This is a genomic window from Cedecea sp. NFIX57 (assembly GCF_900177785.1).
In the GTDB taxonomy this organism is placed as follows: Bacteria; Pseudomonadota; Gammaproteobacteria; order Enterobacterales; family Enterobacteriaceae; genus Cedecea; species Cedecea neteri_C.
Map to the genome: position 1 here is coordinate 1 of NZ_FXAS01000038.1, position 25,209 is coordinate 25,209.

A 25,209-nucleotide genomic window follows, 5' to 3' on the forward strand; every position below is an offset into this window, starting at 1 on the left:
ATGGAATGTGAAGCGAAGACCCTACGGGTTGGAGCTTAGTACGCCCCTATGGGGCGCCAAAGCAATGCCGCCTTCTATGAAGGCGGATTTTTACTAAATAAAAGCGGATTTTCGGGGCGTTTTATGCGGATTTTTTGCTGTTCTGCGCGGCCTGTTGCTGCATGAAAACCGGGCTCAGTGTCTGGCCTGATTATCTGTCCGGGATGCCCTGTCAGGCCGGAACCCGATGGCCGTCAGAATATCCCGATCGTCCTCCGCATAATGCACGTCAACCCCGCTTGCCAGATGAACGGATAAGGCTTCGCGGATACTGGCGGCAGCGCGGTCGAGGGCGCATCCCTGACCCTTTCCGGCAGTTCGCTGAGGTGCATCAGCTCGGGTGCCAGGGCAACGGCCAGCGCCGTGCCGTTCTTCTGCATAAAGGCGTGGAGCTGGCGACGGACGCTGATTCGCTGCACTGCTTCATGGTCGCGGATGTAACATCCGGCAGACTGACTCACCTCCCGTTTTTTCAGGTCGGCGGCATCGCGCAGCGCCTGTATTTCCTCCGGCTCCGGGGGGCTGCCGGTGAGCTCCCGCTCCCGGAGTGCCATCTCTGCCTGTGCCAGCCCGGCTTTGGCATTCAGCCAGGCGGTTTTGCTTTTCTGGCAGACCTCAAAGGCCTGCTCCAGTGGTGTACGGTTCATACCTGTTCTCCTGAATCAGTGGCGCAGTGACGATCGGGCGCAGTCCAGCACGCGACGGGGTGGCACAGCGGCAGCCGGAGCTGGCTCAGGCGGGACGGTCTCTGCCGGAGGGCGTATCACCTCGTCAATGGATTCGATGGTGCGGAACGTGGCCGAGCAGAACACATTCACGCACTGGAGATAGCTCTGTTTGACGTTATCCGACAGGTAACGACTGGTGCGCACATGGGCAGCCTTTTTGCAGTACGGGCAGCGCATCATGCTCTTGTGTAGTGGCACAGTAAATTTGGCCACCTGAATAGAGGTGATATCATCGCCTCATAGCCAAAACAGGTGACATGATGACCGGACGTAACAGACGTAATTTTAGCCCCGAGTTTCGCCTCGAAGCTGCCCAGCTTGTACTCGATCAGCACTACACCGTTGCCGCTGCTGCCATGGCAATGAATGTCGGCAAATCAACGATGGATAAGTGGGTCCGGCAGTTGAAAGAAGAGCGAGCGGGAAAATCACCTGTAGCTTCACCCATGACGCCTGAGCAGATTGAAATGCGCGAACTCAAGAAGAGGCTTCAACGCGTTGAAATGGAAAGAGATATATTAAAAAGGCTACCGCGCTCTTGATGTCAGACTCCCTGAACAGTTCTCATTAGTTGAGAAACTCAGCGCGCGGTTTCCTGTTGCCGTTGTGTGCAACGTGTTTGGGGTTCATCGCAGCAGCTACAAATACTGGCGGCAGCCAAAGAAGCCTGATGCCACACGTGTGACCTTGCTCAGTCTTGTCCGTGAAAGCTATCGCGAAAGTAATGGCTCCGCAGGTGCACGTAATATCGCCATGATGGTCACCACGAAAGGCGTAAAACTGAGCCGCTGGCGGGCAACAAAGCTAATGAAAGAACTTAATCTCATTAGTTGTCAGCATCCGGGCCATCAATATAAGAAAGCGTCCAGGGAACACGTCGAGATCCCCAATTATCTGGGGCGCCAGTTTGCTGTAACAGAGCCTAATCAGGCGTGGTGCGGCGACGTGACCTGTATCTGGACAGGTAAACGCTGGGCTTATTTAGCTGTCGTGCTTGATCTGTTTTCCCGTAAACCGGTTGGCCGGGCGATGTCATTTTTCCCGGACTCTGTCCTGACAGCAAAAGCACTGTCGATGGCCTGGGAAGCACGAGGAAAGCCGGCTAATTTGCTGTATCACTCGGATCAAGGAAGCCACTATACCAGCAGGAATTTCAGGCAGTTACTGTGGAGATATCAGATAAAGCAAAGCCTGAGTCGTCGGGGAAATTGCTGGGATAATAGTCCAATGGAACGGTTCTTCAGAAGCTTGAAGACTGAGTGGGTACCGGGTAATGGATACGCTAATTTTAGCGAAGCCAGCATAGCGATAACGAATTACATCACAGGTTATTACAGCCAGCTAAGACCTCATCAATACAATGGTGGTCTGACGCCGAATGAATCAGAGCGATTGTTTTGGAAAAACTCTAAAGCCGTGGCCAGTTTTGCTTGACCACTTCACATTCTACCGTTTTAAGAATTATTTAGGAATAAATCTTACGCATCCAACATAGAGTAAGAATAAAAGGGTAGGTCATGAAACCTACCCTGTATGGTTATCTTTTATTTATTTTTTCTAACAGATGTACAACTGATTTGCCAACGGCAAATGACAGATTAACAGGAACCGCATTCCCTATTTGCTTATATTTTGCTGACATTGGGCCTTCAAATACCCAGCCATCGGGGAAGGTCTGTATTCTTGCGTACTCACGCACTGTTAATGGTCGTGTTTCTTCCGGGTGGCAACGCTCTGTTTGTTTCTGCGCTGGGGCACATGTTAAAGTTAGGCTTGGTTCATCCCACGATAAGCGACGAGCCATACCAGTTTTGCCACCGCCTAAGTAAAAACTCTTGAGCATGTATTCTTTTTGAATATCCTCTGGAAGATCTCTCCAGTAGCCACCAGGAGGAACCATGCTTAGAATCTCGGCTTTTCTTTTAGGATACTTTTGTCCTTCAGACTCTGGCACGTCGCTATCGTACAGCTCTCCCTTTTTTAAAGCATCTTTAAGTGTTAATATTTTATTGTAAGAAGAAGGCCACTCATATTCGATGCCATTAGCAAGATCATTTCTTACAGCCACTATAATCAAACGCTCGCGTTTTTGTGGCACTTTGTAGAAAATAGCCTTAAGTACCCTAGGCTCAAATAAAGTGTAACCCAGGTCTGTGATAATATTTTTTATTGTTTCTAAAGTTCGCCCATCATCATGATTTAGCAATCCCCGTACATTCTCTGCTAAAAGAACTTTTGGATTGATTTCTTTAACGGCTCTGGCGAACTCAAAGAAAAGGGTGCCTCGTGTATCTTCAAAACCAAGTTTTTTGCCTGCATAAGAGAATGCTTGGCAAGGGAAACCGCCAGCCAGTACGTCAACGGTATCCCTATAAGGGGTGAAGTCAACTTTGCTCACATCGCCTTCAACCACATTCCATTCAGGTCTATTTTTTCGTAACGTCTTACAAGCATGGGAATCAATTTCATTTAGTAAAACAGATTTCAAACCTGCTTTTTCCAAACCTAAAGCCATACCCCCTGCGCCAGCAAATAATTCTAATACAGTATAAATGTTATTACAGGTTTTAGACTCATCAGACCACTGGCTTTTGAATAAAAACTGAGCCTGTTCAAAATGTTTAAGTTGATCTTTTCTATAAAAACGATAGTTGTTCTCGTCATTTCGTTGAGAAACTAATTTTCCAGCAGTGTCCCAACGCCTTAAAGTTTCTTTTGACACACCCAAAATGTCTGCAACTTCTGAAAGTGAAAACTCTTCCTTTAACATACTTAGTAACCATGCCAACATTAGTCATGGTTACTACTGTATGGGTTTACATAGGCGTTGTCAAACATTGATCATGGTTATCAGTCGTAAGCGAGACCAAAATACTTAATAAAGCTATCTTTATCAGGGATGGAGAAGCCTTTCTGTCCGAGACGCTCGTTCAAAACATACTCAATTGCGTGAGGAAGAGCACTATAAAGTTCTTGCAGAGCATCCGGTCTGCCCGTGACAAGCTCATAGAAGCTCGCGCCGTCAATGATTCGGATGTTAGGATTTGAAGGGCACAGAGTACCGCTGCCTTTATTGGAGGGGGTAAAAGGGATATCAGACCTAACAGGCTTGCGAGGGATTATATTAACAAAGTAAGCGCAGTAATCCTTAAATCGGCTATGTTTAGGTGATACCAGTTCATCTAAGCCTTTATACTTGTCAGCTAAGTCCCCGCCAGTAACCGTTGAGTATTTATTTTTCACCTCAGCAATGATTCTTCTCTCTTCGTTGAGGAGATCAACGATACCCCCGATTCCCATGTCCTGCCATCCATCAACATGGCCGAGGATTTTTTGGTGAAACGTACCAACATGATTCTGAATGGTCTTCTGACGTTGCCGTGCAAGTTCGGAGTTTCGCCACTCTTCATGGGATGAGAAACCCGGAGCTTCAAAAAGCGCACCAAAAGGGTCAATCACATTGCTGTTAAAAGTCTTCTCAGCGGCGTCTTTTTTCTTTTTAGCTTTAGTTAATAAGGTTTCAACTTCGTTAAAAAGGTCTTCATCACTGATATATTCAAGTAGTGCCATGGTTTTCTCTCCATCGTTCTTTATAATTCAATGACTTGTTTGCGTAGTAACCTTTTGGAACTATTGCTGTTATGGCTAATTACGCAGCAGCTCTCAAAAACATCATTGGAGCAAGTGTCCCCATCATAACGACTACGGACATAGATGAGAACGATCAATAAGCATTTAAATGATAGAAAGGGCGGATGTTTGCTGCGGCGGGCTTTGAATGGCTTGCGCTAAGGATTCGATCAATATCAATATGTTACAAGGATAGGGGGTGATTACGAGGTTTCACTACGAACTTCGTGACAATCATTTATCGAGGTAAAGACAGAGGCAACCGATAAGTAGGGCAATAAAACCAACCACTGAACACATGAACTCGGCAATAAACCAGTATCTAATGTTAGCGGGTAATCTCCGTATAAAATCCACATCATCATTTTTGCTCTGGATAGATTTTTTTCGAAAGACCAAAGGATGGATAATGAAGTCCATTTTTGTGGAGTACCCGGCGGTGAAACCAAGTAAATCAGCGTCTTTTAGTACTGCGGCAGCAAGTGGCAAAGAACCAAATTCTCTTTCGTACAAACGACATACCTCAAGGAAACGCTTTTTGTTCAAGATGGAAAGCACGACCATAACAACAGCAGACAGCAATATAGTTACCCCTGTACCAATAATGAGGACGTCGAAAGTTGAAACTGTCACTTTGTTACCTCATAAACTTTTTCGCCAGCCATCTCGCCAAATTTACCTCCTGCTTCTCCCCCAGCATAACCAGCAGCGCCAGTGAAGATTACACCGCAAGCCAACATTCCTGCGCCAGCAGCTTCAATAGTTAATGCGCCCAAGACTACTGAGCAGACTGAGGTAGAAACAGAACCAGAGACAAGAGCGCCAGCAGCCATTCCGCTACCTAAGCCCACGGTAAAACTCCCGACTTCGGTATACGCCGTTTTCTCGCAGTCTGACCCGACTGTGCAGGCTTCATAAATCTTATCCAGCCTGTTCACGCCATCAAGAGCGATGCCAACATAACCCGCTGTTTTCATCATTTTCACATACTTTGTGGCTTTCTCGATGAAAGTGGCGTATCCCTCAATGTCAGCAACTCCGGTCTGGTTCCAGCGATGAGTGATAGAACTGGTTGAAAGCCCCAACGCCCGCTTAATGTCCGGGTAGTCTTGCAATGCGAGTTTGTGGCGGGTGAAATCGGTAAGAATGTTATCGAGTTCGCCGAATAGCTGGCGTCTCTGCACATAAAACTGTTCACTGATCAACGATCCGCTGGTGATGTACTGATTTTTGTATGCCTGTTGAATCCTGGTCAGAACACTTTCGATCTTCTCAAAGTATTTCCCCGCAGCTTCGGAGGCAATCCCGGTAGTCGTACTGGCGCGAGAAGTGAAGAGGTCAATCGTATCTTTATTTTTATGGAGGAAGTTGGCTTCCTGGATGGTCAACGGTTCTAACGCTGCATCAACTCTTGCTTTCGCGGCTTTCATGTGGGCGATCTGTTCGTCGTCCTGCTTCTCAGGATCAACCAGCAGCATAATAGAACCTGCTTTGTATCTTTCATCCGGGCCGTTCAGCGTGGCGAATAGCTCCTTTGCTCCCGCGGGTGGGTTTTCGGTGAATAGCAGACGTTGCCAGGCTTCTGTTGTGCCGCTGTAAGGGAGAATGGCGAAACCTGCGTCAATGCCAGTTTTCTTTTTCGCGGTTTGAGCGTGTTGTTCTGGCTCCGGCGAATCGATTGGCCCCGGAAGTACAGGCATCTCGACGAGGTGGGATAGATCAGTGTGCGTTACTGTTGGTTCTCCACCAAGCTCGTAATAATCATCCCAGTTTGAAGGAACGAATTTCGATTTGCAGGGACAGGAGCTATAGCTGTGTAGCGTTCCGGCAATCCTTTTACCATGTATGTCGTCGTCTTCAAGCCCGCCGCAAATACGGTAATGGCCTGGATGTTTGCCGCAGGTAACTTTATGACCTTCGCACGCCATGTCTTTATCGAAAAACTGGTGATCAGTAAATCCTTCAAGGATTTTTCCGCCGCAAACAGTCTTATCACCCCTGAACAGGTAGTTACCCCTGGCACCCATTAGTGCTTACTCCCTGGCATGGTCAGGAATCCTTCCGGGAGAGAGTCACCCTCACGAAATACAAGTCTATTGCTGGATTGTGGTGTTGAGATTATTTCATCGTCATTATCAAGCATACTTCCAACCAGCGCAGCGGATGCGCCCTGCATAACTCGTGCCTTGCCAGCACCGGAAATGATCGTGGCTTCACTGCCGTCAGCATACACAACTTTATCGCCAACTCGCGCAACCTGAAATCCCCCGGCAGTGCTCTTACCAGATGCTTTTCGAAGAACGCCACCGTTACGGGTAAGACTTCCTACTGTTGCTATTCTGAATATTAGTTTGACGGGGCAGGTGGCTAATCGTGCGATCAGATTTAACACTTCCTGCTGTGTGCTTTCGTCAAATGTGGCGATCTCTTCTGGTGTGAATGGTGGTTGAGAGCATGATTTTATTATTTCGTCGGTTAGCTCGTTGGCGTATTGCTGCATAAGTCCCTCTGCTTGTTATGGAAAACATCGCGGTGGTCATTTTACAAGCAATAGCTACATGCACAACAAGTATTAGACTTAAGCGAAACTGCGTTTCGTAACAGAAGGTTATCCGGTAAAGTGGTGAGCGTTAATCTTCAATAAATCTCAGGCAGGGGATGTTATGGCAGGTGTATTGGCAGGCACAGCGTCGGCAGTAGGGATTCTCGATAAAGCGGTTAGCATCACTCAGAAGCTGGCAAATAATAGCGATGAGCTGGACAAGGCAACGCTAAAACTTGAGTTAGCTAATCTGATGGTCGAACTTGCTAACGCCAAAATCGAAGCCGTGACAATGCAGACACTTTTGTTCGATGCCGAGCAAAAGATCAAAGATCTTGAGGGGAGTTTAAAAGATAAATCAACTTTCACCTTCAAACATGGGCTGTACTGGAAAGAGGGGGATGAAACTGCATTTTGTCCGAAATGCTATGAGGTCAATCAGATAAAAACGCACATGGTTTTGTTTCCAGCGGGTCAGACTTATAGAGCCTACTGGTTTTGCAAAAACTGCCGTTTTTCAACGTGATTGTTGATAAAGGCCAATCTCGCCATTGCGAGAACTGATTAACGCTATGATCGAAGACTCCCGTCTTCCACGCCGGGTCATCCCCAAATATCAGCGGCGCTCGTGGCTGGATGAGCTGCAGAAAGTCCCGCCGAGATGTTGTTACTACTGCGCGACTTGTTCTGTCTTGATACGCTCCCCGGTGTTGGTGGACACGTTGAAATCTTTCGCTATGGTTCGGTTAGGTATAGAAATCAGGGATTGAAGATATTTTAAGGAAACTCCCCAAAAACTAAGTGTAAAAAGCAGCTTTGAAAGGAACTGCTTTTATATGAAACTCTTATTGGTTCTTAGAATAAAAATCTCTATGGACTTTATTCATATATCATCTAATGTTAATATAGTTGTCAATCTAATTGACTTAGCTTTGACTGAAAAACTGATTATTAATACAATAAGATATTAATCACGCCCGCTTCAGGTATCACATCACCATTAATTTCAGGTTTTGCTAAGATCATCATTATTTCTGGAAAAAATCTGAGTTAACATTAATTAATACGCTTTACTGATTCAATTCCTGCACCAACCTGGTGTTGATAAACAGCTTTTCACGACCAACGCTCATTTCTTCCAGCACGCCTATATCTACTAACTGTTTGAGATACGCTGATGCCGTCTGGCGTTTAGCGATACCTCGTTCAACAAGGTTATCGATCCGGCAATACGGTTGCGCATAGAGCACCTGGATGAGTTCATAGGTATAAATTTTTGGCAGCTTCTCACGTACATACTCGGTCGTTTCTGCCATCGATGCCCGAACGACTGCAATCTTGTCAGTCGTCCATCGGGACGTGTTTTCTATGGCCTCCAGCATAAATAAAATCCACGATTCCCAGTCTCCTTCCTTTGTTACCTTACGCAATAGCGTGTAGTAATCACTACGTCTTTCCAGGATAAAGCGTGACAGGTACAAGATAGGCAGTGAAAGCAATTCATTTTGAATCAGGTAAAGAATATTCAGGATACGACCTGTTCGCCCATTCCCATCCGGAAAAGGATGGATACACTCAAACTGATAGTGCGCAATAGCCATTTTCACCAATGGATCTAAATCATCATCGCCATGTATGAACTGTTCCCAGTTCGCCAATAAGTTACGGATAGTATCTTCCCCCACCGGTGGCGTATACACCACGCTGTTATTCTGATCGCGCAGTGCCGTGCCCGGTGTTTTCCTGATATCGGTCTGTACTGCGCGTAATTTGGTGCAGATAGCGATTGCGGTGTTTGTGCAAAGTGGATACGTCTCAAGATGGGTATAACCATCATAAAGCGCCGTACGATAGCGCAATGCTTCTTTGGTTGCTGGATCTGCTCCGTCTGCACGATCAGCATACTGAAAGAGCTGATCGCTGGTCGTTACGATGTTCTCAATGCGTGAGGAATCTTTCGCTTCCAGCATCGGGAGAATGTTAATCAACAATCCCTGATCGGGGATCAACTCACCCGCTGTTTTCAGCTCTGCAATTGCCGCGCGCGCATTTATACACGCTTTTAGTACATTGCGTGTTTCAATCTGCTGCAGATCAGGCGGCAGTTTTGGCAGATCGTTGTAAGGAGCTTCAGGATTCCAGTTCATCTGTTTATAAAAACCGATTTCATCGACATATAGACATCATATGCGGATGCTAAAAACATGTCACGGTATTATGTTTAAAAAATCGTGTTTTATCGACATATCGCCGCAACGTGTCGATAGCATAAACATGTTTTAGCTATATGTTTAAAAAATGATTTTTATCGACATATTCTCAGACACTTGGTAGAGACTATCTGGATTTGCCTGGGAAGAGACTTCACTACCTGAGACGCATCGACCTTTAAATGGGTCTCTCGGCAAAACTTGCAATTGTGAAAGATGCCCCTATTTCATGGCTAATTAACCGTGAAATTCTATTCATGGAGGAAACTACCGATGTTACCCCGGACACACCGCCAGCTCGTAAGCGTTGAAGTGATGTGGCCTGCTCAGACGCTACCGCTTCCCCTGCAACAGGTGGTAGAAGCATTGAATCAGGGCGAAACCCCCGATCAGATTATTATCCGCATGAACCAACAGGGTCTGCTGGCGTGGCGCGAAGATGCATCTGTGCAGGATGCACACGATATCTTTCAGGTACAGCTGGACAATCAGCATGAGGCGCGGTTTCTTTGCCGCTACGTTACTCTGCCGCTGCACTGATGCCCGTATCCCGGTAATGCGAGATTGAAGAGTGCTGTTTATCACCGGATAAATTAATATGCTATAAAATAAAGAGTTAGCAAATGTTGTTTCAGGGATGATGAGTTGTAAATGAAGAAGAAACTGCCAGACCAGCTTTCCAGGGAATGCATTATTGCGGCTATGCGCGCCTGTGATGAAGGTGTACGCCACCAGTTCAGCGAGTCCCGGCTGTATGATGTGGTCTTTGAAGGGCGCGGTTATCCACCGAAAGCGATAGTCGGTATTGCTGCTTCAAATATGACAGGCGTTGAGTTTTCCCCTGAAGATTTTAGCGGTGGTATCAAGTCGAAATGCGTCAAGTTGCTTACCGATCAAGGGTTTCAGATCGTTGAGAAAAATATGGGTAACGAGCAGCCTGCCATCAGCATTTTTCCTGATGAACTACCGCCGCAGGGCGTATTTATTGAAGGTGCAGCTACGCAGGTAACGGTTAACCGCTATGAACGCGACCATAAGGCCCGGCAGGCCGCATTAGCCTGGCATGGTTGTCTGTGCAAAGTATGTGGTATTGATATGATGAAGGTGTATGGCGAGATAGCAAAAGGTTTTATCCATATACATCACCTGGTTCCGCTATCAGACATCAAAGAGAATTACTCTCTGGATCCCAAAAAAGATCTTATTCCCGTCTGCCCTAATTGCCATGCAATGTTACATCGGCGTAATCCGCCTTTTTCGCCTGAAGAATTGAAATCAATTATTGAATATCATTCGGCTCTCTGGGTTTTAAAGCCCATTTGCTGTAGCTCGGTGGAAGAGAGAGTCTTTTGATATAAGTTGCTATTCGCGCAGCAATTTCAGCCACGGGTTATTCACCGGCATTTTCTCTCCAAGCACCTGCGCCGGCTCTTCTATCAGAAATCCTTTCAACTGCCCCGTTTTTTGTGGCGCGCGAACCTCGCAGGTCCAGATAAAACTGTCATCATTACAGCGCAGGGCCAGCCCTGACTCCTGAAACATTCGCTGTGCCAGTTTCCAGCCGTCACCGGTATCACCTGTTGTTTCTGTTGCGTATATCCTGAAGATCCCCGGTGTTATCAAAAAAAGGTGGTTTTCCACCACATGCACCTTGCCGTTCCGGGTATTCACCGTGCCTGAAGGGCTGGTGTGGTTCTTCAGCCACTGCAGGAAGTTGTTATTGTCACCAAGCCTCGGGTCGTCTGCTATCTCCGGCAGCGGTTGAGTCGGTGTGCTAAATTCAGGGGCGGGTTCGGCTTCACTTACCAGTGTCACACTACCGGCAAAGCTGGTGGGGCGTTGTTCTCCCTGTTCCCAGATTGCAGATGGTGTCAGGCGCAGCAGCGTCAGCGGTTCAACGGGCGACCAGCCCTTATCAGATCGAATAATGCAGCGCCAGATCGCTTTATCCTCATTGGCAACAATAAGCTGATGTGTCAGCAGTTCGTCAAACAGGCGGTTATTGTTTTCCGGCACACTGGATACGCCATGCTGGAGCAACCAGGCGCGGACCCGGTCGGCGGTGGTTTTACTGATAAGCCACAGCGCATCCTCCGTCAACCAGCCATCGGATCCGCATTCGGGATTATTGAGCCGGTACTCGTTCTGTACCAGTGAGCGTAAGGCGGTGAGAAGTTGCAGGGGAAAGGAAGAGGGTCTTTGCGCCAGCGTGGTTTTAATATCGCCGCCGAGGTATCGGGCGACAGAGGCTTTATCGGCCTGCTGTACCAGTTCCGCCAGCGCGCCAGCCCGTTCGAAGTGCCCGGTGAGCTGATAAATCAGGGACGCAAAAGCCGCCGGGTATCCGGCCAGCCAGTCCAGTAATGGCGAGGGTATCAACTGATTAATCAACATTGCGCCAGCCGCCGGATGCAGATGACAGTCGCGACCGTGGCTCTGGTACTGCCAGCGATAAGGCTGTGCCAGATGACCCTGCCACGGATGCCAGCGGGTGCCATCACGTTGATGAATCTCCATATCCACGGCGATTTTTCCCGTATCGTGCAGCAATGCCGCGCAGACCACTGCGATCGTCCATGCGTTGGCCTGTCGGGCCTGTTCTTCCGCACCCGCTTCCGGTGGCAGCAGATAACCCTGGCGCAGCCGGATGGCGTTGCAGGCAACCTCCAGCGAATGATCCAGTAGCCCACCGGGAATGGAATGGTGATGACTTTGTGAGGCGGGCAGCAGTTGTACCAGTGCGGCGAAGCGATGAATCGCCGTGAGGATCCAGCTATCAAACAGGGTGTCCGGCAGTGGGGTCAGTTGCCGTAACTGCTGCAGACAGGACTGGCGTAACGGTGTCGCCAGCAATCGCTCTGCGGATTGTGGCGCAAACCAACCCTCCGGCAGCGTAGCGTCTGGCGCAGGTGGCTGGCTCTGGGATGGTCTTTTTAGCCACTTCAGCATATTTCCCCTTTCCGGGCAGGCCCCTTTGCCCTTGTCGCCCTTCCTTTGCAGTGTCTCCCTTTGGCCCTTTGTGTGCAGTAGCCTTTTTTTCGACCAGGGAATAGTTAAAGGTTGTTTGTCATTTTTTCTGTGTGGCACAGGTTGTTGCGTCGAGCGCTATTGAAGGTGAAAATTTGCACAGGTTTTCGATTTGATGTAATGTTATTTTTGTAAAATCGAAAAGGAGGGTGGTATGGATCCGACGGCTGAAAAACGCGCTATCTACCAGGACAATATGACTTCTGCTGCCCGGCTCCAGAATTTTGTTCAGGAACTGGCGGATGATATTCGGGCAGGGAATACTCAGGTTCGCCAGGAGAGTATGGCTCAAACCGATGCGCTCTTTGCGGTTGATGCCATTCTGGGATATCTGGCAAATCGCGCTGAGCATCATCTGACAAAGGAAAAGAAAAGACATCTTCGTCGTGTCCATAGTAAGGCCATGTTTCTTGCTCGCCTGGAGCAGGATGGTGGGGTGTATTCTTCAGCAAAAGCCGCTGAAGTTTTAGGCCGTACAAAAACCACGGTGAAAAACTGGAAAGACAGTGGCCAACTGCTTGCTGTCGAAATCGATGGCGAGTTTTTTTATCCGGCGTTCCAGTTTACCGATGATGAACGGATCTCGGATCGGGGCGTACTGAAAGGTCTGTCAGGGTTACTGAAGCAGCTCAAAAATTGCAGTGACAGAATACAGTATTCCTTCTTTGTCGAGGAACGTAATACGGTGCTGAAAGGTTTATCGCCAGCAGGCTGTACGTTTAGCGTTATTGAGATCCTCAAAGAGGATCCGGATGATGAGCTAATGGCGGAGTTGCATCGGCTTGCTCGCGTGTATGGTACGCAGGATGCGGCATGATCATGAAGGTGGGCGTTTGCCCGCCTTCTGCTACTGTTCGACCGATATACCCAGATCCCAGGTCAGGATGTCAGCGGCTTCTTTACCTTCAATCTCAACGTCGCTGAGGCAGGTTTGTTCCAGCGTTATTGCCATCTCTTTCCCGGCAGGGTCGGTATGCCAGAGTACCAGACATGTTTCACCGGTTACGTTTGACAGATATTCCATCCCGTCGAATCCTGCATTATGTACAATGGTCGCCAGAAACTGTGTGACGCTACGGGAACCGGTTGTTACATCATGAATTTTTATCGATGTGCGGCTGACCAGCTTGTTTACTTGCGGAACATTGACGTCTTTTAAGATGGCTATCTTGCCAAGATAATAATTTCCAAGGTCCGATTCTTTCATGGATACTTTGTTCTGAAACACTTCTTTCAACGACGTTTTTGGTGCATAGGCCAAATACATTGAGCCATGTACGCCGTCTGTCAGACTAAAACGGTAATCTGCACCGTTAGGGTTGAAAAAAACGCTACTTCCACCATGCGCACCGGGTTGGAGTCGGAATACCTCTGTGTTGGCGGGAATCGTTTTGCTGCAGCGGATTAGTGTTTGCTGACGAAGGTTGCTGAATTTATGGATTACAGCCTTATCCGTTTTAATATCAACAGCGTTTTCAGCAGATTGATTAGCCTCGTCGTTTTGGTTTGCCTTATATGGCATAGGCGAAACGTCTCCCTAATCGCAATGGTTATACTTATGCCTCTGTTGATATTGGATTTACCCAAACCACATTTCACACGGTATTTTAATTTATTGGTTGGAAAATAATCATATCTGACAGCGATCATCTTACAATGATTGAAAGGCACATTTTCTGAAACACGTATCACGAAAACGATAATAAACCCTGGTAGAGATTTATGTCTGATAACCGACGAACTGCCAGTTTCTTACGGTGATTTGTTACTGAAACATAAAAAAGCGGCCGATCGAAACCGGCCACTCCATTCCACTTACCACCAGGCATAAAACATCAGCCTGTCTCGCTCAAAATCAAACGTCTCCAGCGTCTCTTTCACCCAGTGGGTGACGGCGCGAACGTCTTTCCAGTAGTGTTCTCCATAATCGGTATATCCATAGAAAAAGCCGTCAATCGTGGGATAAACCGCGCCGCAGTTATCCGGCGTCAGGCTCTGCAGGTCGCTCAGAAGCGCCTGCAAATGCGCTTTTGTGACTTCTAACAACACCTGGTTGCGCACCAGCCCAACATGTTTATCCACCCATTTGAGTAGCGGGTTCACCTTGCGGAAATAACCCACTCTGGCGTACTGGCTTTCATCGGGCGCGTTTTTTGCCCGTTCGAAAAAGAAGAGATCGAGTCCCATACATTGATCCTCATAAAAAGGGGAGCAACTTCCCGGCGGGGAAGGCTCCCCGTGCGGGTGGGCTGTCAGGCGCTAAGCTGACAGGGTTGTGGTACCGCGTTGAGCAGCCATTCACTGGCGTGGCGCGCCATACCGCTGGCGCGGATCACCGCCCGCTTGTCCTGGCGCAGGATATCCAGCCAGTAGCTGATATATCTGGCGTGCTGGAGCCTGCCCTGAATGCCGCAATGGGCGCACAGGAAAGCGCTCCCCATCTCCGCCACTAACTCTTCAGCAGCATAGAGCGCTTCGGTGCGTTCTGCTCCGGCAATACCGGGGCGGTTGAGGCGTGAAGCGTGTCCGGTAGCGTGCGTCAGTTCATGCAGCAGCGTGGCGTAGTACGCTTCGTTGCTTTCAAACTGCAGCGGGTGCGGCATCATCATCAGGTCGGTCGCGGGTTTGTAATACGCTTTCGACTGGCAGCGATGGCGCAGCGTCACGCCGCTATTCATCGCGATGGCTTCGGCCATCTCCACAGGTTCTACGGGCCGGATAAACGGCTCCAACAGCGTCTGCGGCAGGCCGTCGCACTGCGACAGGTTAAATAGCCGAAATTCACGAATGATCCCGAAATGCCGCACCTTCGGCTCGCCGTCTTTATCCAGCAACGGTTGGCTGAGAGCGTCGGTCTCTTCCTGCGTGCGTGGCAGATACAACACCGCCAGAGAGGATTTCTCCCCACGGCGTACCTGCCCACCGAGCGCGCTGACCTGATGGAACGTCAGCCAGCGGTCGCTGGCGAAACTCTGCTTATCCGCGCTGTTCCACAGCAGCGGCACGTTGATGCCGTGATAAGGTCTACCGGATAACGCATTGATTGGGAACGGTGGTTCGCCAGCGCGCCAGGGGCGGAGCCACGGCACATTGCCTTTTTCCAGCTCAGCAATAATCTGGTCGGTGACTTTCTGGTAGATATCGTTGCTTCTGTCCATTGTGCGATCCTCATGGAAGAAGCCGGAGCTGCCTCCATCCGGAAGCGACTCCGGCGGGGGGAGGGGTTATGCCTGTTCAGCCATCGAGACCTGCACATAGTGGCCGTGATAGTTGAGCGACAGCGGTAATGCGACAGGGATTTTCATATCGCCCTGCGGCGGCTGGCAGTAGATCGTAAAGGTGACTTTCTTGCGGGACGTCCCGGCGGTACGCAGGGTTAGCAGTACGGCGAGCAACAGATTGCCCAGCCGTTCTTCCACCTGCTGCGGGTCGGCGGGAAATTCCACCGCGGATTGCCAGACATCAGGGGCGATAATCACCGGCATTAACGACGGTTTTTTATCGAAAAGCGACATGGTGTTTCTCCTGTAAATGAACAGGGAACACCCTTCGCAGGGCGTTTCCCTGCGGGATGAAATGATACGGGTATCCTGCGCATCTGCGCCGTTCGCGCCTTCCGGATACATGGCGAACTTACTGCATGGCTGGCGGTAGTGTTTGCTTAAACCGTGATAAAAGAGAGAGGAAAATCTTTACCGGGGCCGAAGAGTTTTGTCGTTCCTGAAATATGAACAAAGGCAGACTGGCGCGCAGTTTTGCCCGTATGCACGCCCTGGGCCAGCCAGTTGATATCGATGCCGTGATCGGCAATATGAGTGATGAACAGCCAGCATGGTTCCGGGAGCGATACGACTACTACCGAAAGCAGGCTGAGCGGGCGCGAGTGATAGGATTGCGGTGATGTAACGAACAACGGGCTTAACGGCCCGTTGCCATTTTTCAGGCTTTGAATATCTGTTTACGGTGCCAGCCAACATACTGTTCGGCAGGCCACTGCGTTTTGTCATAAGGGAGGAATAACGGCTGGCCGTCCCGGTGCCAGAACAGATGGTCTACTACCGGACTGCGGCTGACGCCGCCGGAGATGCGGATGGTCATACTCTCATCCAGCCCGAACGCCCCCCTATCAAACGCATCGTGGTGCAACGTACAGAGTGCCAGGCCATTGTTTACCACGCATGGACCACCGTACGCTTTCCAGTGAATATGCGCCGCCTCAATACCAACCGGCGCGCCATCAAGTCTGAGATCGTAACCACATAACGCACAACGTGAGTGGTAAGTGCGAAGAACGATCTCCCAGAAGCCGTCTGTCCGCAGTCGCCAGAACGGCATGTTGGGGTAATTGGTGCGCCGTTCTGGGCCAAACTCTTTCAGTAAGCGGGTGAGCGGTTCGTGGATCTCCAGGCCGTAGTTGAACAGGCGCGGATGGCCCATTTTGTACTGCAACAGTACATACAACTGTAATAACAGTTTATGCGGCGCGCATACGCCACCCTGACGCCAGACAGAGACGTTAGAGACGGCGGATTGCCGCGTTTCTGGAGCGATCAGTTGCACGGGCAACATGGAGCAGAGTGAGGGGGTTACGCGTCACAACTGACATCCTCATGACCAGGCAGTGCCCCAGCCACCCGAAAAGGGCCTCCTGCTCAGGCGTATCAGGTATCCTCAATACGGAGATGAAAGGGGCCCATGGTTCTTCAGATTTCGACGGCAACAACAGGGTTAATTCAATATTGTCAGGTTGAAATATTTATTTCATAGATATCATCAAGTTATGTGAGTTATGTATAATATCAACGCTGAAGAAATGACGAATCAACCCCTATAATTGCCATACTCAGCAGAGACACCTTTACGACCGATAGCCCTGAGTAACAACTGATTTAATTGATTTTCGATGTAATGAATCTCTTTCTGGGCAGCACTTTTTGCGGGATTATCAGGTAATGAATAGAAATATTGAGTCAAATTTCGGATACTATTTACCCCTCCCATAATACCGCCAGAAGGTTCCATTAACTCATCAATAAGTACATCGTAGTTATGTTCAATTGTTTTTTTTGCAATAATCATCTCATCAAGTTCATGCTGAACTCTTCTGAGTTGATACCTCAAGTAAACCAGAGCAACAATCAATCCAAATATACAAAAACCAGGCACACTCAATACAAAAATCAGATTATGCATAATGACACCAGCACCAGTAATTCAGGAAAAGGGATTTCGCGATGAAATACTACTCACCATTACAAAAAAGGTTGTTGATATCAAAGCCCAAGAAAATACTGACAAATCAGATTTACTTTTTGGTATAAAATCTCTAGCTGTTTATTGCCTTTCTTTTTTTTCTGACTCCATTGGTTTTAAAGTATCTTTCCGGCCAAATTTCTTCTGGAGAGACACATATAAAATCAGCTATTATTTTCTCCCCCTTAGCCCAAGGACGGTATAATGCGTTCCCAAGAGTTCCTGAACTCAGACCATTATCTCTCGATAATGCTGAAAGTGATTTTTTTTTCTTTTGCACCGCAGCCAGAATGTCCTTTCTGTGCCATTTTTTTTCAGTATCAATAAACATTCCACGCACCTCATTGCCCAATTGCCCAAATGATAGACAATGTTACAAATTAGCTACTTAATCCGAGCCAGACTGTAAAAATAATCACTACAACGTAGTTTACTGTAATTAACGCGGACAACAACCAGGAAACTGTAAATTTTACAGAAAGCAATCAAAATCAGACAAGTCATTACGGGGTTAACTAAATGCTGGATACTTTTAGTAAAAGACTACGATTTTGTAGAACAGTTACAGAACTGACGACCAATGAAGTCATTGAATATATAAAGTTAAATGGTGGTAAAATTTCTGTTTCAGGCTATTCATACTGGGAAAGAACGAAAGATGGTACATTCCCCAAAAAAAGTAGTCTTGAGATCGAAATTCTTTGCTTATTATTCAATCAGAAAGGACTGACCGTTACGAGCGAATGGATTCTTTATGGACAAGGCCAGCCCCCTACAATGCCATGGCCTGGCGTAATTGATGATGCAGAACTTTTTAACCATTGTGGTGATATGTTACGCCATTCCAAAAAATGGGAGGTTATTCAGGTTGCAGGATCATATGGTGAACCCATTATCCTCATTGGAGAAACTTTGGTTGTAACTGAGGTGGAAATTTATTCATCTATACACAGAAAATTAGTACTTGTCATAGAGTCATCATCAATCCGACATGCTGGAGTAGCTAACGTCGTTGATGACGAGACGATTGAGGTAATCAATAAGCACACAACGTTACTTCAAAGGAGCAATATCATGAAGCTGTACCAAATAAAATGGATAAGGAAAGTGTAAATGGTATTTTCATTTGATGAAATAGCTGAGGAAATCATTGCCAGCCTGAGAAAAATTTATCGTTCAACTTATGTCTCAGTCATTCTTTATAAAAAAGACACTATAGTTAATATAAAAAGTAATAATTATAACAACTGGCAAACCATTATGTTTGAGGGGGAACTTCACCAAGACTGCCTGCTTTTCAAAATCGCTAAGAGCTTTAATGAGTTACAACCTAACCAAGAGGATATTATTGTATGGGATAATGTGGTTGATAGTACAAATGAAATTCACAGGATGAGGCTTGAAAATGGTCTTCACAATGGTATATCTGTCGTTATAAAACAGGCAAATGATATAGCATGGTGTATTTCTGCGTGCAGTGACAACTCACAGGGAAGAGACTTTTTTCATACCCGATTTCATTCCAAAAAGAATAAAATAAAAGAAATCATAGAGAATTTAAATGTTTACTAAAAAATACGCAGTAATGAGAGAACACATAGACTTCCAGGATGTTATGGACGGATTGTACTATCCATTTTATATGGAGTGGTGTCGTCATGCTTTTATGGAGGAATGTTTAGGTATCGATATCAAAGAAGAAGCAACGAAGAACAACATGTATATTTTAACTGAGTATAAAATTCGATTTAAAAAATCCATTAGAGCTGATGCAAAACTAACGGTTACATGTTGCTTAAAGGAGAGTGAGAAGAGATCACGGTTTTATTTTGAACAAAAAATTATTATCGATGATACTGAATACGCAGAAGCAGTATTTGAGGCTACGTGTATTGGCCCTTCTGGAAGACCTTATATTCCAACTGCAGTCACAAATCATCTAATCAATAGCTAACCTTTGAAACCCGGAGTAAGTATGAAACTTCCTGATAGTGCCAAATTATACACAAAAAACATTCTTCGCATTTACGATCTCTGGGTTTTAAAATTCTCAAACACTTACATATGGAAATGTTCAACAAAGAAATGGCTCATTCCTTTTTTTATTAAAAATATAGGCTCATCACATATGGACATAGGTGTAGGCTCTGGTTATTATGAAAAATATTTTCCTAAAAATACAAATCTGACACTCTGTGATATCAATCCAAATGTACTCCTTTACACTAAAACAAAATCTATGTGTCACAATACAAACATTCTGGAACACGACATTATGGTTCCCTTTAAAAAACAATTAAGCGAGAAATTCGATTCGGTATCCATATTTTATCTACTTCATTGTCTTGATGGGGATTTAAATTTTAAATGTAAGATCTTTGACAATATTAATGAAATCCTTTGTGAAAACGGAACTGTTTATGGCGCAACCATCCTTGGTGAGTCTGCGGCTCACAATTGGTTAGGACGATTATTAATTAAATACTACAACTCCAAAGGGATTTTTGGGAATATTATGGACACTGAAAAATCACTAAAAACCGAACTAGAGCTAAGATATACAAACGTCGAGATCACCATCATTGGCAAAGTTGCATTATTTAAGGCCAATAAAAAAAGAAAAATATAGTAACTTCATGGCCCTAACCAGTCATGATATAGGTTGACACTTTTCAGCCTTCCAACGCCCGATGAACTCCACCAGGCGTTTTATACTTTAACGATAGATGCGGGCGCAGTGTATTGTAGATTTCTACCGACGCCCTCACCATCCTTCTGGTCTGCGTCATATCATCCGGTTTCACCCGTTGCGGTAGGAATAGCTGTTACCTGCTCCCCACAGTTCCGAACGTGCGCTACTAACGCTTCCGGCTGAATATTCAGCCCTGTGGTTTAACCGCGAACGCCGCCGTAGCTGACGGCCTCCGCGTTCAGCAGGTGCGGCATGTCGCCGCCCGTCAGCATCGGGTCGTCGGCCCACTCGTCCACGGGCAGGCCCTGATGGCCGTCCACGTGTTCGCCCTGGTCATAGCAGTCGTAACACTGTGTGCCGTTCACCGGCTCGCAGTAACTGTGCCGGACCTGGCAGTCGAACACGGCGGATAACTCCCCAATAAGATCGCCTGAAGGCGGATACCAGGGCGATTCCAGCCATACCGTCAGGTCCCCACCCTCGCTGCGCGCGTGGCGCACGTTGTGGCCCGACCATGCCGTATAGCCGTTTGTACAGACTCGCCTGAGTGGACATCCCGCTCAGCAGACTGGCGTTGCCGTTAATCCCGGCGGCAAGCCGCGTCGGGATCAGCAGCATGTCACAGGGTGGAACGTATTGAGGCAGAACGGTCAGCCTCTCCCAGCACTCGCCGGCGTCGATGTTGTCAGACAGGTCAACAACCCCGAACCAGTCGGCGAATGAACCGGGTAACAGGCTAATGTTATTACGATATGCTCGCAAAATGCCGGTGACTCAAGCCCCGTTCATCACACCGTCAGTACGAAATTTTCAGGGAATGCGTGTTTTACTGACGATCATTTTCCCGACCTGTTCGCCAGCGCTGCGGATATCGCCGACCGCGCTGCCCATCCCCCCTGCGACTGCTGCGCCGATCCTGACGCCCGCCCACGTGAGCGCACCCAGCCAGAACGCGGGTAATATCAGGAACATCACGCCCATAATGATATTCACAATCAGATCGTCGGAGGTGTTTTGCAGACCCCAAAGGTTGAAGTAGGAGTGGGTGTCGCTGTCGTACATCATCTGCATCAGCCAGTTATCCAGCCAGCGGGCCAGTTCCCACCAGAAGGTGAGAAAGAACAGGGCGAACTGCACGAAGCTCAGCGTGATGACCGTTTTAAGATCCCATGCCGAGAACAACAGGATCACTGGAATACAAATCACCAGCGCCATCTCGAGGAAAGCCTGCACCATCGGCAGCGCCTGGCGAACATTATCAAACGCCGGAAACAGGGCGTAGCTGGAAAGCCCCGCACCGATGATCCCACCGACGCGGCTGAGCAACTGCGTCTGGCTGAGATTATCCCCCGCACTTCCACCAAACCCGTTGTACACCAGCCCGCCCTGCGACACCTGCATATTGCGCGGGCTGACCAGCGAGCGCAGTACCGCCTCTTCATACTCCTCTTTCGACTGTCCCAACCTCTGCAGTTGCTGCCAGAGCGTGGTATCGACCTGCTTCAGTAGCCGATTTTTCAGCCCCGTATCACCATCGGACCACCACTCCTTACACGCTGGATAGCCTCCGCCACCCGTATCGTTCAGGCCATCATCGCGGCTGGCGTCATAAGGCCAGGCGGCGCGGGGCGAACGGGAATGATCCTGGTCGTAATAACCTGGCGTGGCGAGATAAAAGGCCGATCCCACCCAGTCCACCTCCCGGCTTTGCTTCTCGCTGATATCGCTGCCCAGCCGCTTGAGGCGTGTGCGCGATGGTCCATAGCAGTCGTTAACGAAATCCTGTAGTTCCTGCGCCAGCGCCGGATCGGCGATCCGGGTGTGCTGCACTTCAAAACGCAACTGGCGCAGGTCCGGTTTGCAGGGCAATACCGAGATGGCGGCGCTGGTGATGCCTTTGCTCAGTGCATGAGTGAAGTACCACCACACCGGAACGGAAGCGCTCTGGCCGCTGAGTTCATTAATCAACGGCGCATAGCCAGAATCACCGGGTTGTACCACCGATCGGCCGCACTGCTTCGTCCGCTGGCTGTCGTAGGTGATGGTGTTGATATCGACATTGAGGAACGGCACCCCCGCAAAGAGGATCACCAGCAGGGCGCTGTAGAGTGAGTGCTCCACCCAGACGACCAGCAGGCGGGCGACATTGCCTTCATCCGCGCCCTGGCCGCGCGCCTTCAGCCACAGGGCAATCAGTTTTGCCAGCAGGGGCAGGGCGAACAGCCCGGTGGCGGTCAGCGTCTGCCACACGCCGTTGTTCACCAGCCAGCCGAGCAGGGTGAGCACGTATTCAAAATAGCTGCTGGCGGTCATCGCGGGCTGTCCGGCTGCGGGTTATTGAGGTTGTGCAGACGGCGGTCGCTGTCGTCTGGCACCTCTACTGCTTGTCCCTGAAGCTGGTCGCGCTGCTGCTTGCGTTGCAGGATGAGGCTTGCGGTATTGCGCGTCAGCGCCTGGCGAAAATCGAGTTCCAGCTTAAGCTGGTTAAGCTCCTCGTCCAGTTGGGCGGTGGTTTTGCTTAAGCTCTTCTGCGCCTCTTTGACGTTGGCGATATTCGGTTCACGCATACCCGCCAGCAGTGTGCGTCGGGCCAGCAGCGCTTGTTCGGTAACGCGGGCCAGTGCCAGTTCTCCCGCCAGCCGTTCAGTGAGGATGCCAGTGTCCGGATCGTCGCGCAGCGCCTCGACTACGCCACGAGTCAGTTGCATGGATCCGCCGGAGGCTTTCGCCAGATTGTCGAAGCCGGGTTTCTGACCGCCGTTAACCAGATCTGTGAGGAGGGGCAGGATCTTCGCCTTTTCTTCGTCGATCAGCGGATGCAGGCCGATCCCCGCCTGTGCGCCGGAACGTGCATCCGGCATGTCGGTGGCCTGCGCCACGCTGATGGTCTGCTCACCGACTACGCGGTTCATCCATCCGGCGGCCTCTTCAGGAGATTTCCAGGTGCTACAAAGCTCCCCGTCACATTCAGAGGAGCCAAGAGACGTGGTGCTGGTGGCGGGCTGCTGGTTGAGGATATTCCAGCCTGCGGCGGTGGCGTCATGGACTATCTTAATCGGCGGCTGGCCTTTGCCGCCGCGTTTTTCACCGCCCACCCAGCGTTTCCCCTTTTCGGCGGCCTCTTTTGCCGCTTTCTGGTCGGTGCGGATGGCGTCATTATCTCTGGCGGCGAGGGACTGGTAATTCTCTGCTTTGGCTCCTGAAAACCAGGCGGAGTCGGCCGCTAAATCGGTCATCTTCTCCGCCATTTTCTGGCAGTTCAGCAGCGATTTATCAAAATCCAGCCGTCCCTGCAGCACGCCGTTGGTCAGCAGGTCGTAAAGCTGCGGATTGGCGCGCTGGATAATCATCGCGGGCAGGCTGGCAACTGCGCCGGTGGCGCTCTGGATGACGTTGCCCATCAGTTGCTGGAAGCCGTCGGTGATGCCGTTGAGCTGGTTGCGCACCGTGGTGTCGATGTCGAAATTGCCGCACATCATATCGCTGTTCCAGCCAAGACCTAAGCTAAGCGGTGAGGGGCTGCGGCGTACGGGCGGCGGCATCACCGCTTCACCGCCGCCAATCTGGTAGTAAAGCAGGTCGTCAATCGCGCCTCGCGTGCGGAAGCTGTAGTCGTCTGCCGCCACGCAAACCCAGGCGAAAAACAATAAGACCAGGCAATGGACTCTCATCACCGCCTCCGTTAACCCGTACTGCCGAGGAAGGTCTGTCCCCGGCGCGGACAGCATTTATAGGGCCGCCACAGCGTCCAGGCGTACGCGCCATCCTCCGCCAGCTTGTCGGCGTAGGTGTCGGTGGCGCTGCCATCCGGGAACACCGAACAGGCGGCGGATTTTTTCGGCGTGAGCATCTGCCAGCGATGGTTATCGCTGTCGCCTTCGATAACCGGGGAGGGCGGCCAGTACCCGGTATGGGATGAGGCGGTCAGCGGCGTGTAGATATGCGGTTGTCCGGTACGCGTCACCAGATCGGCTACGCGCTGAGCGATAACGGCGGCGGCCTTATAATCGTGCGTCTGGCTGATGGCCCCGGCGCGTGGGTAGATATTGCCCCACATATCGCCGCTCTGACCGACTTCACGCACGCCCGGCGTCAGCGCTTCCGGTCTGGTCATTTCTGGTACGCCGCTGCGCCAGGCCAGCGTATCCAGTTGACTCAGGAAGTAAGGCTCAAAAGGTTGCGATGAAGGTGAGCAGATATAGCCAAACTGGGTGAAAAACGTCGCCAGTTCGTCGCCTGCCGGGAAGCCGATGGCATCGGCATTCTTAAAGCGGATCTTGCTGTGCTGGTTTGCGGCGCGGGGATGAGTATCGCCGCCGCCTTCTGCAATGCCCGGTAATGCCGGGCTGATTAACGACATCTCTGCCCACGGATTTTGCCCGGTGTTGCGGTAAGCCGACACCACCAGATCCGGGCGGAAATGGCGGACCTTCACCGACGTGCGCACCGTACAGCCGAACGGCGTGCAGGACAGCCAGTAGCACAGGCCGACTATCCGGTAGCGCACGCACTCTGGCGACAGGGCTGAGGCGGTAATCTCCGGCGTGGTAATGGCTCTGAGTGGAAAAACAGTGCACAACAGCAGGGGCAACAAAAGAGTGAAACGCTCAGGCATAACGCCTCCGGTAACAGGGGGTCTTTTACCGGGTGTAGCGCAATACTTTCGTATTCACTGCATAGAACTCAAGGTTGCAGAGAAAAATTGTGGCGTTTTACATCATAGCCTGGCTGGGGATCCCCGAGTGGCTCTTGCTCAGGCTCAATACTGGACCACTGATTCGGTTAAATATATAGGGCTCCTGTTGTTGTGGTATATGAAGGAAAATTGCGGCTAACTGGATGGGCTGGAGTGGGCTAAAGAACAAAAAAACCACAGTGAAAATCTTCGTTTTGTTGTTTTATAAAGGTACTGGCTGGTTGATTTTTAGGTTGTGGTGCATTGTAAACTCGTTTTCTGTTATTGCCGGGCGGCAGCTCACCGACTAACCTCACATCCGTTTTCTCATCAAGAATCAGGAAGTTGCCAGCATATCAAGGGTAAGAGTGCGCAAGCGACCGGGCAGAATCGCGATTATTTTCCATACGCAC

At 49.4% G+C, this 25,209-nt stretch carries 29 protein-coding genes and 3 pseudogenes; 10 read left to right on the forward strand and 22 right to left on the reverse strand.

Annotated features, from left to right (window positions below):
* Window positions 1–174 precede the first annotated feature (174 nt).
* Together B9Y90_RS22210 and B9Y90_RS22215 are read right to left on the reverse strand one after the other, a co-directional pair.
* Window positions 175–686: pseudogene (locus tag B9Y90_RS22210) on the reverse strand (phage polarity suppression protein).
* Between the two features lie 15 nt (window positions 687–701).
* Window positions 702–947 (reverse strand): ogr/Delta-like zinc finger family protein, encoded by a 246-nt coding sequence (locus B9Y90_RS22215; protein ID WP_085542625.1) that lies wholly within the window; start codon window positions 945–947, stop codon window positions 702–704.
* 80 nt (window positions 948–1,027) lie between these two features.
* Between B9Y90_RS22215 and B9Y90_RS22220 the strand changes: the two genes are divergently transcribed.
* A protein-coding gene (locus B9Y90_RS22220; RefSeq protein WP_139827461.1) for an IS3 family transposase occupies window positions 1,028–2,201 on the forward strand; the annotation gives its coding sequence in 2 pieces (ribosomal slippage) (window positions 1,028–1,296 and window positions 1,295–2,201; 1,176 coding nt in all).
* A 103-nt stretch (window positions 2,202–2,304) separates the two neighbouring features.
* Here the strand turns inward: B9Y90_RS22220 and dcm are convergent.
* The 5 genes from dcm to B9Y90_RS22245 all read right to left on the reverse strand — a co-directional run bounded on the left by dcm (window position 2,305) and on the right by B9Y90_RS22245 (window position 6,897).
* Entirely contained in the window at window positions 2,305–3,537 is a 1,233-nt protein-coding gene (gene dcm / locus B9Y90_RS22225) for a DNA (cytosine-5-)-methyltransferase (RefSeq protein ID WP_085542626.1), read from the reverse strand.
* Between the two features lie 80 nt (window positions 3,538–3,617).
* A complete protein-coding gene (locus B9Y90_RS22230; protein ID WP_085542627.1) occupies window positions 3,618–4,337 on the reverse strand; it encodes an Eco47II family restriction endonuclease in 720 nt (239 codons plus the stop codon).
* Window positions 4,338–4,631: 294 nt separating this feature from the next.
* Entirely contained in the window at window positions 4,632–5,030 is a 399-nt protein-coding gene (locus B9Y90_RS22235) for a hypothetical protein (protein WP_085542628.1), read from the reverse strand.
* The gene (locus B9Y90_RS22240) at window positions 5,027–6,424 is read right to left on the reverse strand and encodes a PAAR domain-containing protein (protein WP_085542629.1); all 1,398 of its coding nucleotides are present in this window, start codon (window positions 6,422–6,424) and stop codon (window positions 5,027–5,029) included. The genes B9Y90_RS22235 and B9Y90_RS22240 overlap by 4 nt, the downstream gene beginning before the upstream one ends.
* Window positions 6,424–6,897 (reverse strand): PAAR domain-containing protein, encoded by a 474-nt coding sequence (locus tag B9Y90_RS22245; protein WP_085542630.1) that lies wholly within the window; start codon window positions 6,895–6,897, stop codon window positions 6,424–6,426. Before B9Y90_RS22245 ends, B9Y90_RS22240 begins: the two co-directional genes overlap by 1 nt.
* Window positions 6,898–7,060: 163 nt before the next feature.
* Here B9Y90_RS22245 and B9Y90_RS22250 point away from each other — a divergent pair, with 163 nt between their 5' ends.
* The gene (locus tag B9Y90_RS22250) at window positions 7,061–7,465 is read left to right on the forward strand and encodes a hypothetical protein (RefSeq protein WP_085542631.1); all 405 of its coding nucleotides are present in this window, start codon (window positions 7,061–7,063) and stop codon (window positions 7,463–7,465) included.
* A gap of 544 nt (window positions 7,466–8,009) precedes the next feature.
* Here the strand turns inward: B9Y90_RS22250 and fic are convergent.
* A complete protein-coding gene (gene fic, locus B9Y90_RS22255) occupies window positions 8,010–9,086 on the reverse strand; it encodes a protein adenylyltransferase Fic (RefSeq protein ID WP_085542632.1) in 1,077 nt (358 codons plus the stop codon).
* 336 nt (window positions 9,087–9,422) lie between these two features.
* Between fic and B9Y90_RS22260 the strand changes: the two genes are divergently transcribed.
* Both B9Y90_RS22260 and B9Y90_RS22265 read left to right on the forward strand, forming a co-directional pair.
* Window positions 9,423–9,689 carry a hypothetical protein gene (locus tag B9Y90_RS22260; protein ID WP_085542633.1) on the forward strand — a complete coding sequence of 89 codons (267 nt, stop codon included), beginning with the start codon at window positions 9,423–9,425 and terminating at the stop codon, window positions 9,687–9,689.
* 111 nt (window positions 9,690–9,800) lie between these two features.
* Entirely contained in the window at window positions 9,801–10,502 is a 702-nt protein-coding gene (locus tag B9Y90_RS22265; protein WP_085542634.1) for an HNH endonuclease, read from the forward strand.
* A gap of 9 nt (window positions 10,503–10,511) precedes the next feature.
* Here B9Y90_RS22265 and mobH read toward each other — a convergent pair whose 3' ends face one another.
* Complete coding sequence (mobH, locus tag B9Y90_RS22270) at window positions 10,512–12,098, reverse strand: MobH family relaxase (protein WP_085542635.1); 1,587 nt, start codon at window positions 12,096–12,098, stop codon at window positions 10,512–10,514.
* Between the two features lie 232 nt (window positions 12,099–12,330).
* Here mobH and B9Y90_RS22275 point away from each other — a divergent pair, with 232 nt between their 5' ends.
* Window positions 12,331–12,993: a hypothetical protein gene (locus tag B9Y90_RS22275; RefSeq protein ID WP_085542636.1), complete on the forward strand. Its 663-nt coding sequence runs from the start codon at window positions 12,331–12,333 to the stop codon at window positions 12,991–12,993.
* A 30-nt stretch (window positions 12,994–13,023) separates the two neighbouring features.
* Here the strand turns inward: B9Y90_RS22275 and B9Y90_RS22280 are convergent, their stop codons facing one another.
* From B9Y90_RS22280 to B9Y90_RS22295, 4 genes are all read right to left on the reverse strand, one after another.
* Window positions 13,024–13,698, reverse strand: a complete 675-nt coding sequence (locus B9Y90_RS22280) for an RES family NAD+ phosphorylase (protein WP_085542637.1) — start codon at window positions 13,696–13,698, stop codon at window positions 13,024–13,026.
* A 293-nt stretch (window positions 13,699–13,991) separates the two neighbouring features.
* Window positions 13,992–14,363: a hypothetical protein gene (locus tag B9Y90_RS22285; RefSeq protein WP_009652327.1), complete on the reverse strand. Its 372-nt coding sequence runs from the start codon at window positions 14,361–14,363 to the stop codon at window positions 13,992–13,994.
* 65 nt (window positions 14,364–14,428) lie between these two features.
* Window positions 14,429–15,334: an ArdC family protein gene (locus B9Y90_RS22290; RefSeq protein ID WP_085542638.1), complete on the reverse strand. Its 906-nt coding sequence runs from the start codon at window positions 15,332–15,334 to the stop codon at window positions 14,429–14,431.
* A gap of 66 nt (window positions 15,335–15,400) precedes the next feature.
* Complete coding sequence (locus tag B9Y90_RS22295; protein WP_085542639.1) at window positions 15,401–15,691, reverse strand: hypothetical protein; 291 nt, start codon at window positions 15,689–15,691, stop codon at window positions 15,401–15,403.
* Between the two features lie 212 nt (window positions 15,692–15,903).
* On the opposite strand from B9Y90_RS22295, the gene B9Y90_RS22300 reads away from it, so the two are divergent.
* A complete protein-coding gene (locus B9Y90_RS22300; RefSeq protein WP_085542640.1) occupies window positions 15,904–16,077 on the forward strand; it encodes a glycogen synthesis protein GlgS in 174 nt (57 codons plus the stop codon).
* Between the two features lie 38 nt (window positions 16,078–16,115).
* On the opposite strand, the gene B9Y90_RS22305 is transcribed toward B9Y90_RS22300, so the two are convergent.
* The 3 genes from B9Y90_RS22305 to B9Y90_RS22315 form a co-directional block, all read right to left on the reverse strand.
* Window positions 16,116–16,730 carry a phosphorothioated DNA-binding restriction endonuclease gene (locus B9Y90_RS22305; RefSeq protein WP_085542665.1) on the reverse strand — a complete coding sequence of 205 codons (615 nt, stop codon included), beginning with the start codon at window positions 16,728–16,730 and terminating at the stop codon, window positions 16,116–16,118.
* Window positions 16,731–16,997: 267 nt separating this feature from the next.
* Window positions 16,998–17,369 (reverse strand): hypothetical protein, encoded by a 372-nt coding sequence (locus B9Y90_RS22310; protein ID WP_085542641.1) that lies wholly within the window; start codon window positions 17,367–17,369, stop codon window positions 16,998–17,000.
* Between the two features lie 133 nt (window positions 17,370–17,502).
* Window positions 17,503–17,760 carry a helix-turn-helix domain-containing protein gene (locus tag B9Y90_RS22315; protein WP_085542642.1) on the reverse strand — a complete coding sequence of 86 codons (258 nt, stop codon included), beginning with the start codon at window positions 17,758–17,760 and terminating at the stop codon, window positions 17,503–17,505.
* A 188-nt stretch (window positions 17,761–17,948) separates the two neighbouring features.
* On the opposite strand from B9Y90_RS22315, the gene B9Y90_RS22320 reads away from it, so the two are divergent.
* From B9Y90_RS22320 to B9Y90_RS22335, 4 genes are read left to right on the forward strand one after another with little or no spacing between them, the layout of a single operon-like run.
* Window positions 17,949–18,542, forward strand: a complete 594-nt coding sequence (locus tag B9Y90_RS22320) for a hypothetical protein (protein WP_085542643.1) — start codon at window positions 17,949–17,951, stop codon at window positions 18,540–18,542.
* Window positions 18,543–19,001 carry a hypothetical protein gene (locus tag B9Y90_RS22325; RefSeq protein WP_085542644.1) on the forward strand — a complete coding sequence of 153 codons (459 nt, stop codon included), beginning with the start codon at window positions 18,543–18,545 and terminating at the stop codon, window positions 18,999–19,001.
* A complete protein-coding gene (locus tag B9Y90_RS22330; RefSeq protein ID WP_085542645.1) occupies window positions 18,991–19,383 on the forward strand; it encodes an acyl-CoA thioesterase in 393 nt (130 codons plus the stop codon). The genes B9Y90_RS22325 and B9Y90_RS22330 overlap by 11 nt, the downstream gene beginning before the upstream one ends.
* A gap of 21 nt (window positions 19,384–19,404) precedes the next feature.
* Window positions 19,405–20,058, forward strand: a complete 654-nt coding sequence (locus B9Y90_RS22335; protein ID WP_085542646.1) for a class I SAM-dependent methyltransferase — start codon at window positions 19,405–19,407, stop codon at window positions 20,056–20,058.
* A gap of 43 nt (window positions 20,059–20,101) precedes the next feature.
* Here the strand turns inward: B9Y90_RS22335 and B9Y90_RS22340 are convergent, their stop codons facing one another.
* The 6 genes and pseudogenes from B9Y90_RS22340 to B9Y90_RS22360 form a co-directional block, all read right to left on the reverse strand.
* Window positions 20,102–20,233, reverse strand: coding sequence for an integrase core domain-containing protein (locus B9Y90_RS22340; RefSeq protein WP_441302665.1), 132 nt, complete (start codon window positions 20,231–20,233; stop codon window positions 20,102–20,104).
* Window positions 20,234–20,492: 259 nt separating this feature from the next.
* Window positions 20,493–20,621, reverse strand: a pseudogene (locus B9Y90_RS27600) (DUF1281 domain-containing protein); the annotation flags it as partial.
* Between the two features lie 25 nt (window positions 20,622–20,646).
* Window positions 20,647–20,883 (reverse strand): annotated as a pseudogene (locus B9Y90_RS27605) (DUF1281 domain-containing protein); the annotation flags it as partial.
* A 48-nt stretch (window positions 20,884–20,931) separates the two neighbouring features.
* On the reverse strand, window positions 20,932–22,434 hold the full coding sequence (locus tag B9Y90_RS22350) for a conjugal transfer protein TraG N-terminal domain-containing protein (RefSeq protein ID WP_085542649.1): 1,503 nt from the start codon (window positions 22,432–22,434) through the stop codon (window positions 20,932–20,934).
* Window positions 22,431–23,792, reverse strand: coding sequence for an integrating conjugative element protein (locus B9Y90_RS22355; protein WP_085542650.1), 1,362 nt, complete (start codon window positions 23,790–23,792; stop codon window positions 22,431–22,433). Before B9Y90_RS22355 ends, B9Y90_RS22350 begins: the two co-directional genes overlap by 4 nt.
* A gap of 11 nt (window positions 23,793–23,803) precedes the next feature.
* Window positions 23,804–24,736, reverse strand: coding sequence for a TIGR03756 family integrating conjugative element protein (locus B9Y90_RS22360; RefSeq protein WP_085542651.1), 933 nt, complete (start codon window positions 24,734–24,736; stop codon window positions 23,804–23,806).
* Window positions 24,737–25,209: the final 473 nt, after the last annotated feature.

What these genes read in the sequence shown, in the direction of transcription:
- B9Y90_RS22215 (WP_085542625.1), bottom strand. Translation starts at nt 947, where the DNA reads ATGATGCGCTGCCCGTACTGCAAAAAGGCTGCCCATGTGCGCACCAGT.
- dcm (WP_085542626.1), bottom strand. Translation starts at nt 3,537, where the DNA reads ATGTTAAAGGAAGAGTTTTCACTTTCAGAAGTTGCAGACATTTTGGGT.
- B9Y90_RS22230 (WP_085542627.1), bottom strand. Translation starts at nt 4,337, where the DNA reads ATGGCACTACTTGAATATATCAGTGATGAAGACCTTTTTAACGAAGTT.
- B9Y90_RS22240 (WP_085542629.1), bottom strand. Translation starts at nt 6,424, where the DNA reads ATGGGTGCCAGGGGTAACTACCTGTTCAGGGGTGATAAGACTGTTTGC.
- B9Y90_RS22245 (WP_085542630.1), bottom strand. Translation starts at nt 6,897, where the DNA reads ATGCAGCAATACGCCAACGAGCTAACCGACGAAATAATAAAATCATGC.
- B9Y90_RS22250 (WP_085542631.1), top strand. Translation starts at nt 7,061, where the DNA reads ATGGCAGGTGTATTGGCAGGCACAGCGTCGGCAGTAGGGATTCTCGAT.
- fic (WP_085542632.1), bottom strand. Translation starts at nt 9,086, where the DNA reads ATGAACTGGAATCCTGAAGCTCCTTACAACGATCTGCCAAAACTGCCG.
- B9Y90_RS22260 (WP_085542633.1), top strand. Translation starts at nt 9,423, where the DNA reads ATGTTACCCCGGACACACCGCCAGCTCGTAAGCGTTGAAGTGATGTGG.
- B9Y90_RS22265 (WP_085542634.1), top strand. Translation starts at nt 9,801, where the DNA reads ATGAAGAAGAAACTGCCAGACCAGCTTTCCAGGGAATGCATTATTGCG.
- mobH (WP_085542635.1), bottom strand. Translation starts at nt 12,098, where the DNA reads ATGCTGAAGTGGCTAAAAAGACCATCCCAGAGCCAGCCACCTGCGCCA.
- B9Y90_RS22275 (WP_085542636.1), top strand. Translation starts at nt 12,331, where the DNA reads ATGGATCCGACGGCTGAAAAACGCGCTATCTACCAGGACAATATGACT.
- B9Y90_RS22280 (WP_085542637.1), bottom strand. Translation starts at nt 13,698, where the DNA reads ATGCCATATAAGGCAAACCAAAACGACGAGGCTAATCAATCTGCTGAA.
- B9Y90_RS22285 (WP_009652327.1), bottom strand. Translation starts at nt 14,363, where the DNA reads ATGGGACTCGATCTCTTCTTTTTCGAACGGGCAAAAAACGCGCCCGAT.
- B9Y90_RS22290 (WP_085542638.1), bottom strand. Translation starts at nt 15,334, where the DNA reads ATGGACAGAAGCAACGATATCTACCAGAAAGTCACCGACCAGATTATT.
- B9Y90_RS22295 (WP_085542639.1), bottom strand. Translation starts at nt 15,691, where the DNA reads ATGTCGCTTTTCGATAAAAAACCGTCGTTAATGCCGGTGATTATCGCC.
- B9Y90_RS22300 (WP_085542640.1), top strand. Translation starts at nt 15,904, where the DNA reads ATGAACAAAGGCAGACTGGCGCGCAGTTTTGCCCGTATGCACGCCCTG.
- B9Y90_RS22310 (WP_085542641.1), bottom strand. Translation starts at nt 17,369, where the DNA reads ATGCATAATCTGATTTTTGTATTGAGTGTGCCTGGTTTTTGTATATTT.
- B9Y90_RS22315 (WP_085542642.1), bottom strand. Translation starts at nt 17,760, where the DNA reads ATGTTTATTGATACTGAAAAAAAATGGCACAGAAAGGACATTCTGGCT.
- B9Y90_RS22320 (WP_085542643.1), top strand. Translation starts at nt 17,949, where the DNA reads ATGCTGGATACTTTTAGTAAAAGACTACGATTTTGTAGAACAGTTACA.
- B9Y90_RS22325 (WP_085542644.1), top strand. Translation starts at nt 18,543, where the DNA reads ATGGTATTTTCATTTGATGAAATAGCTGAGGAAATCATTGCCAGCCTG.
- B9Y90_RS22330 (WP_085542645.1), top strand. Translation starts at nt 18,991, where the DNA reads ATGTTTACTAAAAAATACGCAGTAATGAGAGAACACATAGACTTCCAG.
- B9Y90_RS22335 (WP_085542646.1), top strand. Translation starts at nt 19,405, where the DNA reads ATGAAACTTCCTGATAGTGCCAAATTATACACAAAAAACATTCTTCGC.
- B9Y90_RS22350 (WP_085542649.1), bottom strand. Translation starts at nt 22,434, where the DNA reads ATGACCGCCAGCAGCTATTTTGAATACGTGCTCACCCTGCTCGGCTGG.
- B9Y90_RS22355 (WP_085542650.1), bottom strand. Translation starts at nt 23,792, where the DNA reads ATGAGAGTCCATTGCCTGGTCTTATTGTTTTTCGCCTGGGTTTGCGTG.
- B9Y90_RS22360 (WP_085542651.1), bottom strand. Translation starts at nt 24,736, where the DNA reads ATGCCTGAGCGTTTCACTCTTTTGTTGCCCCTGCTGTTGTGCACTGTT.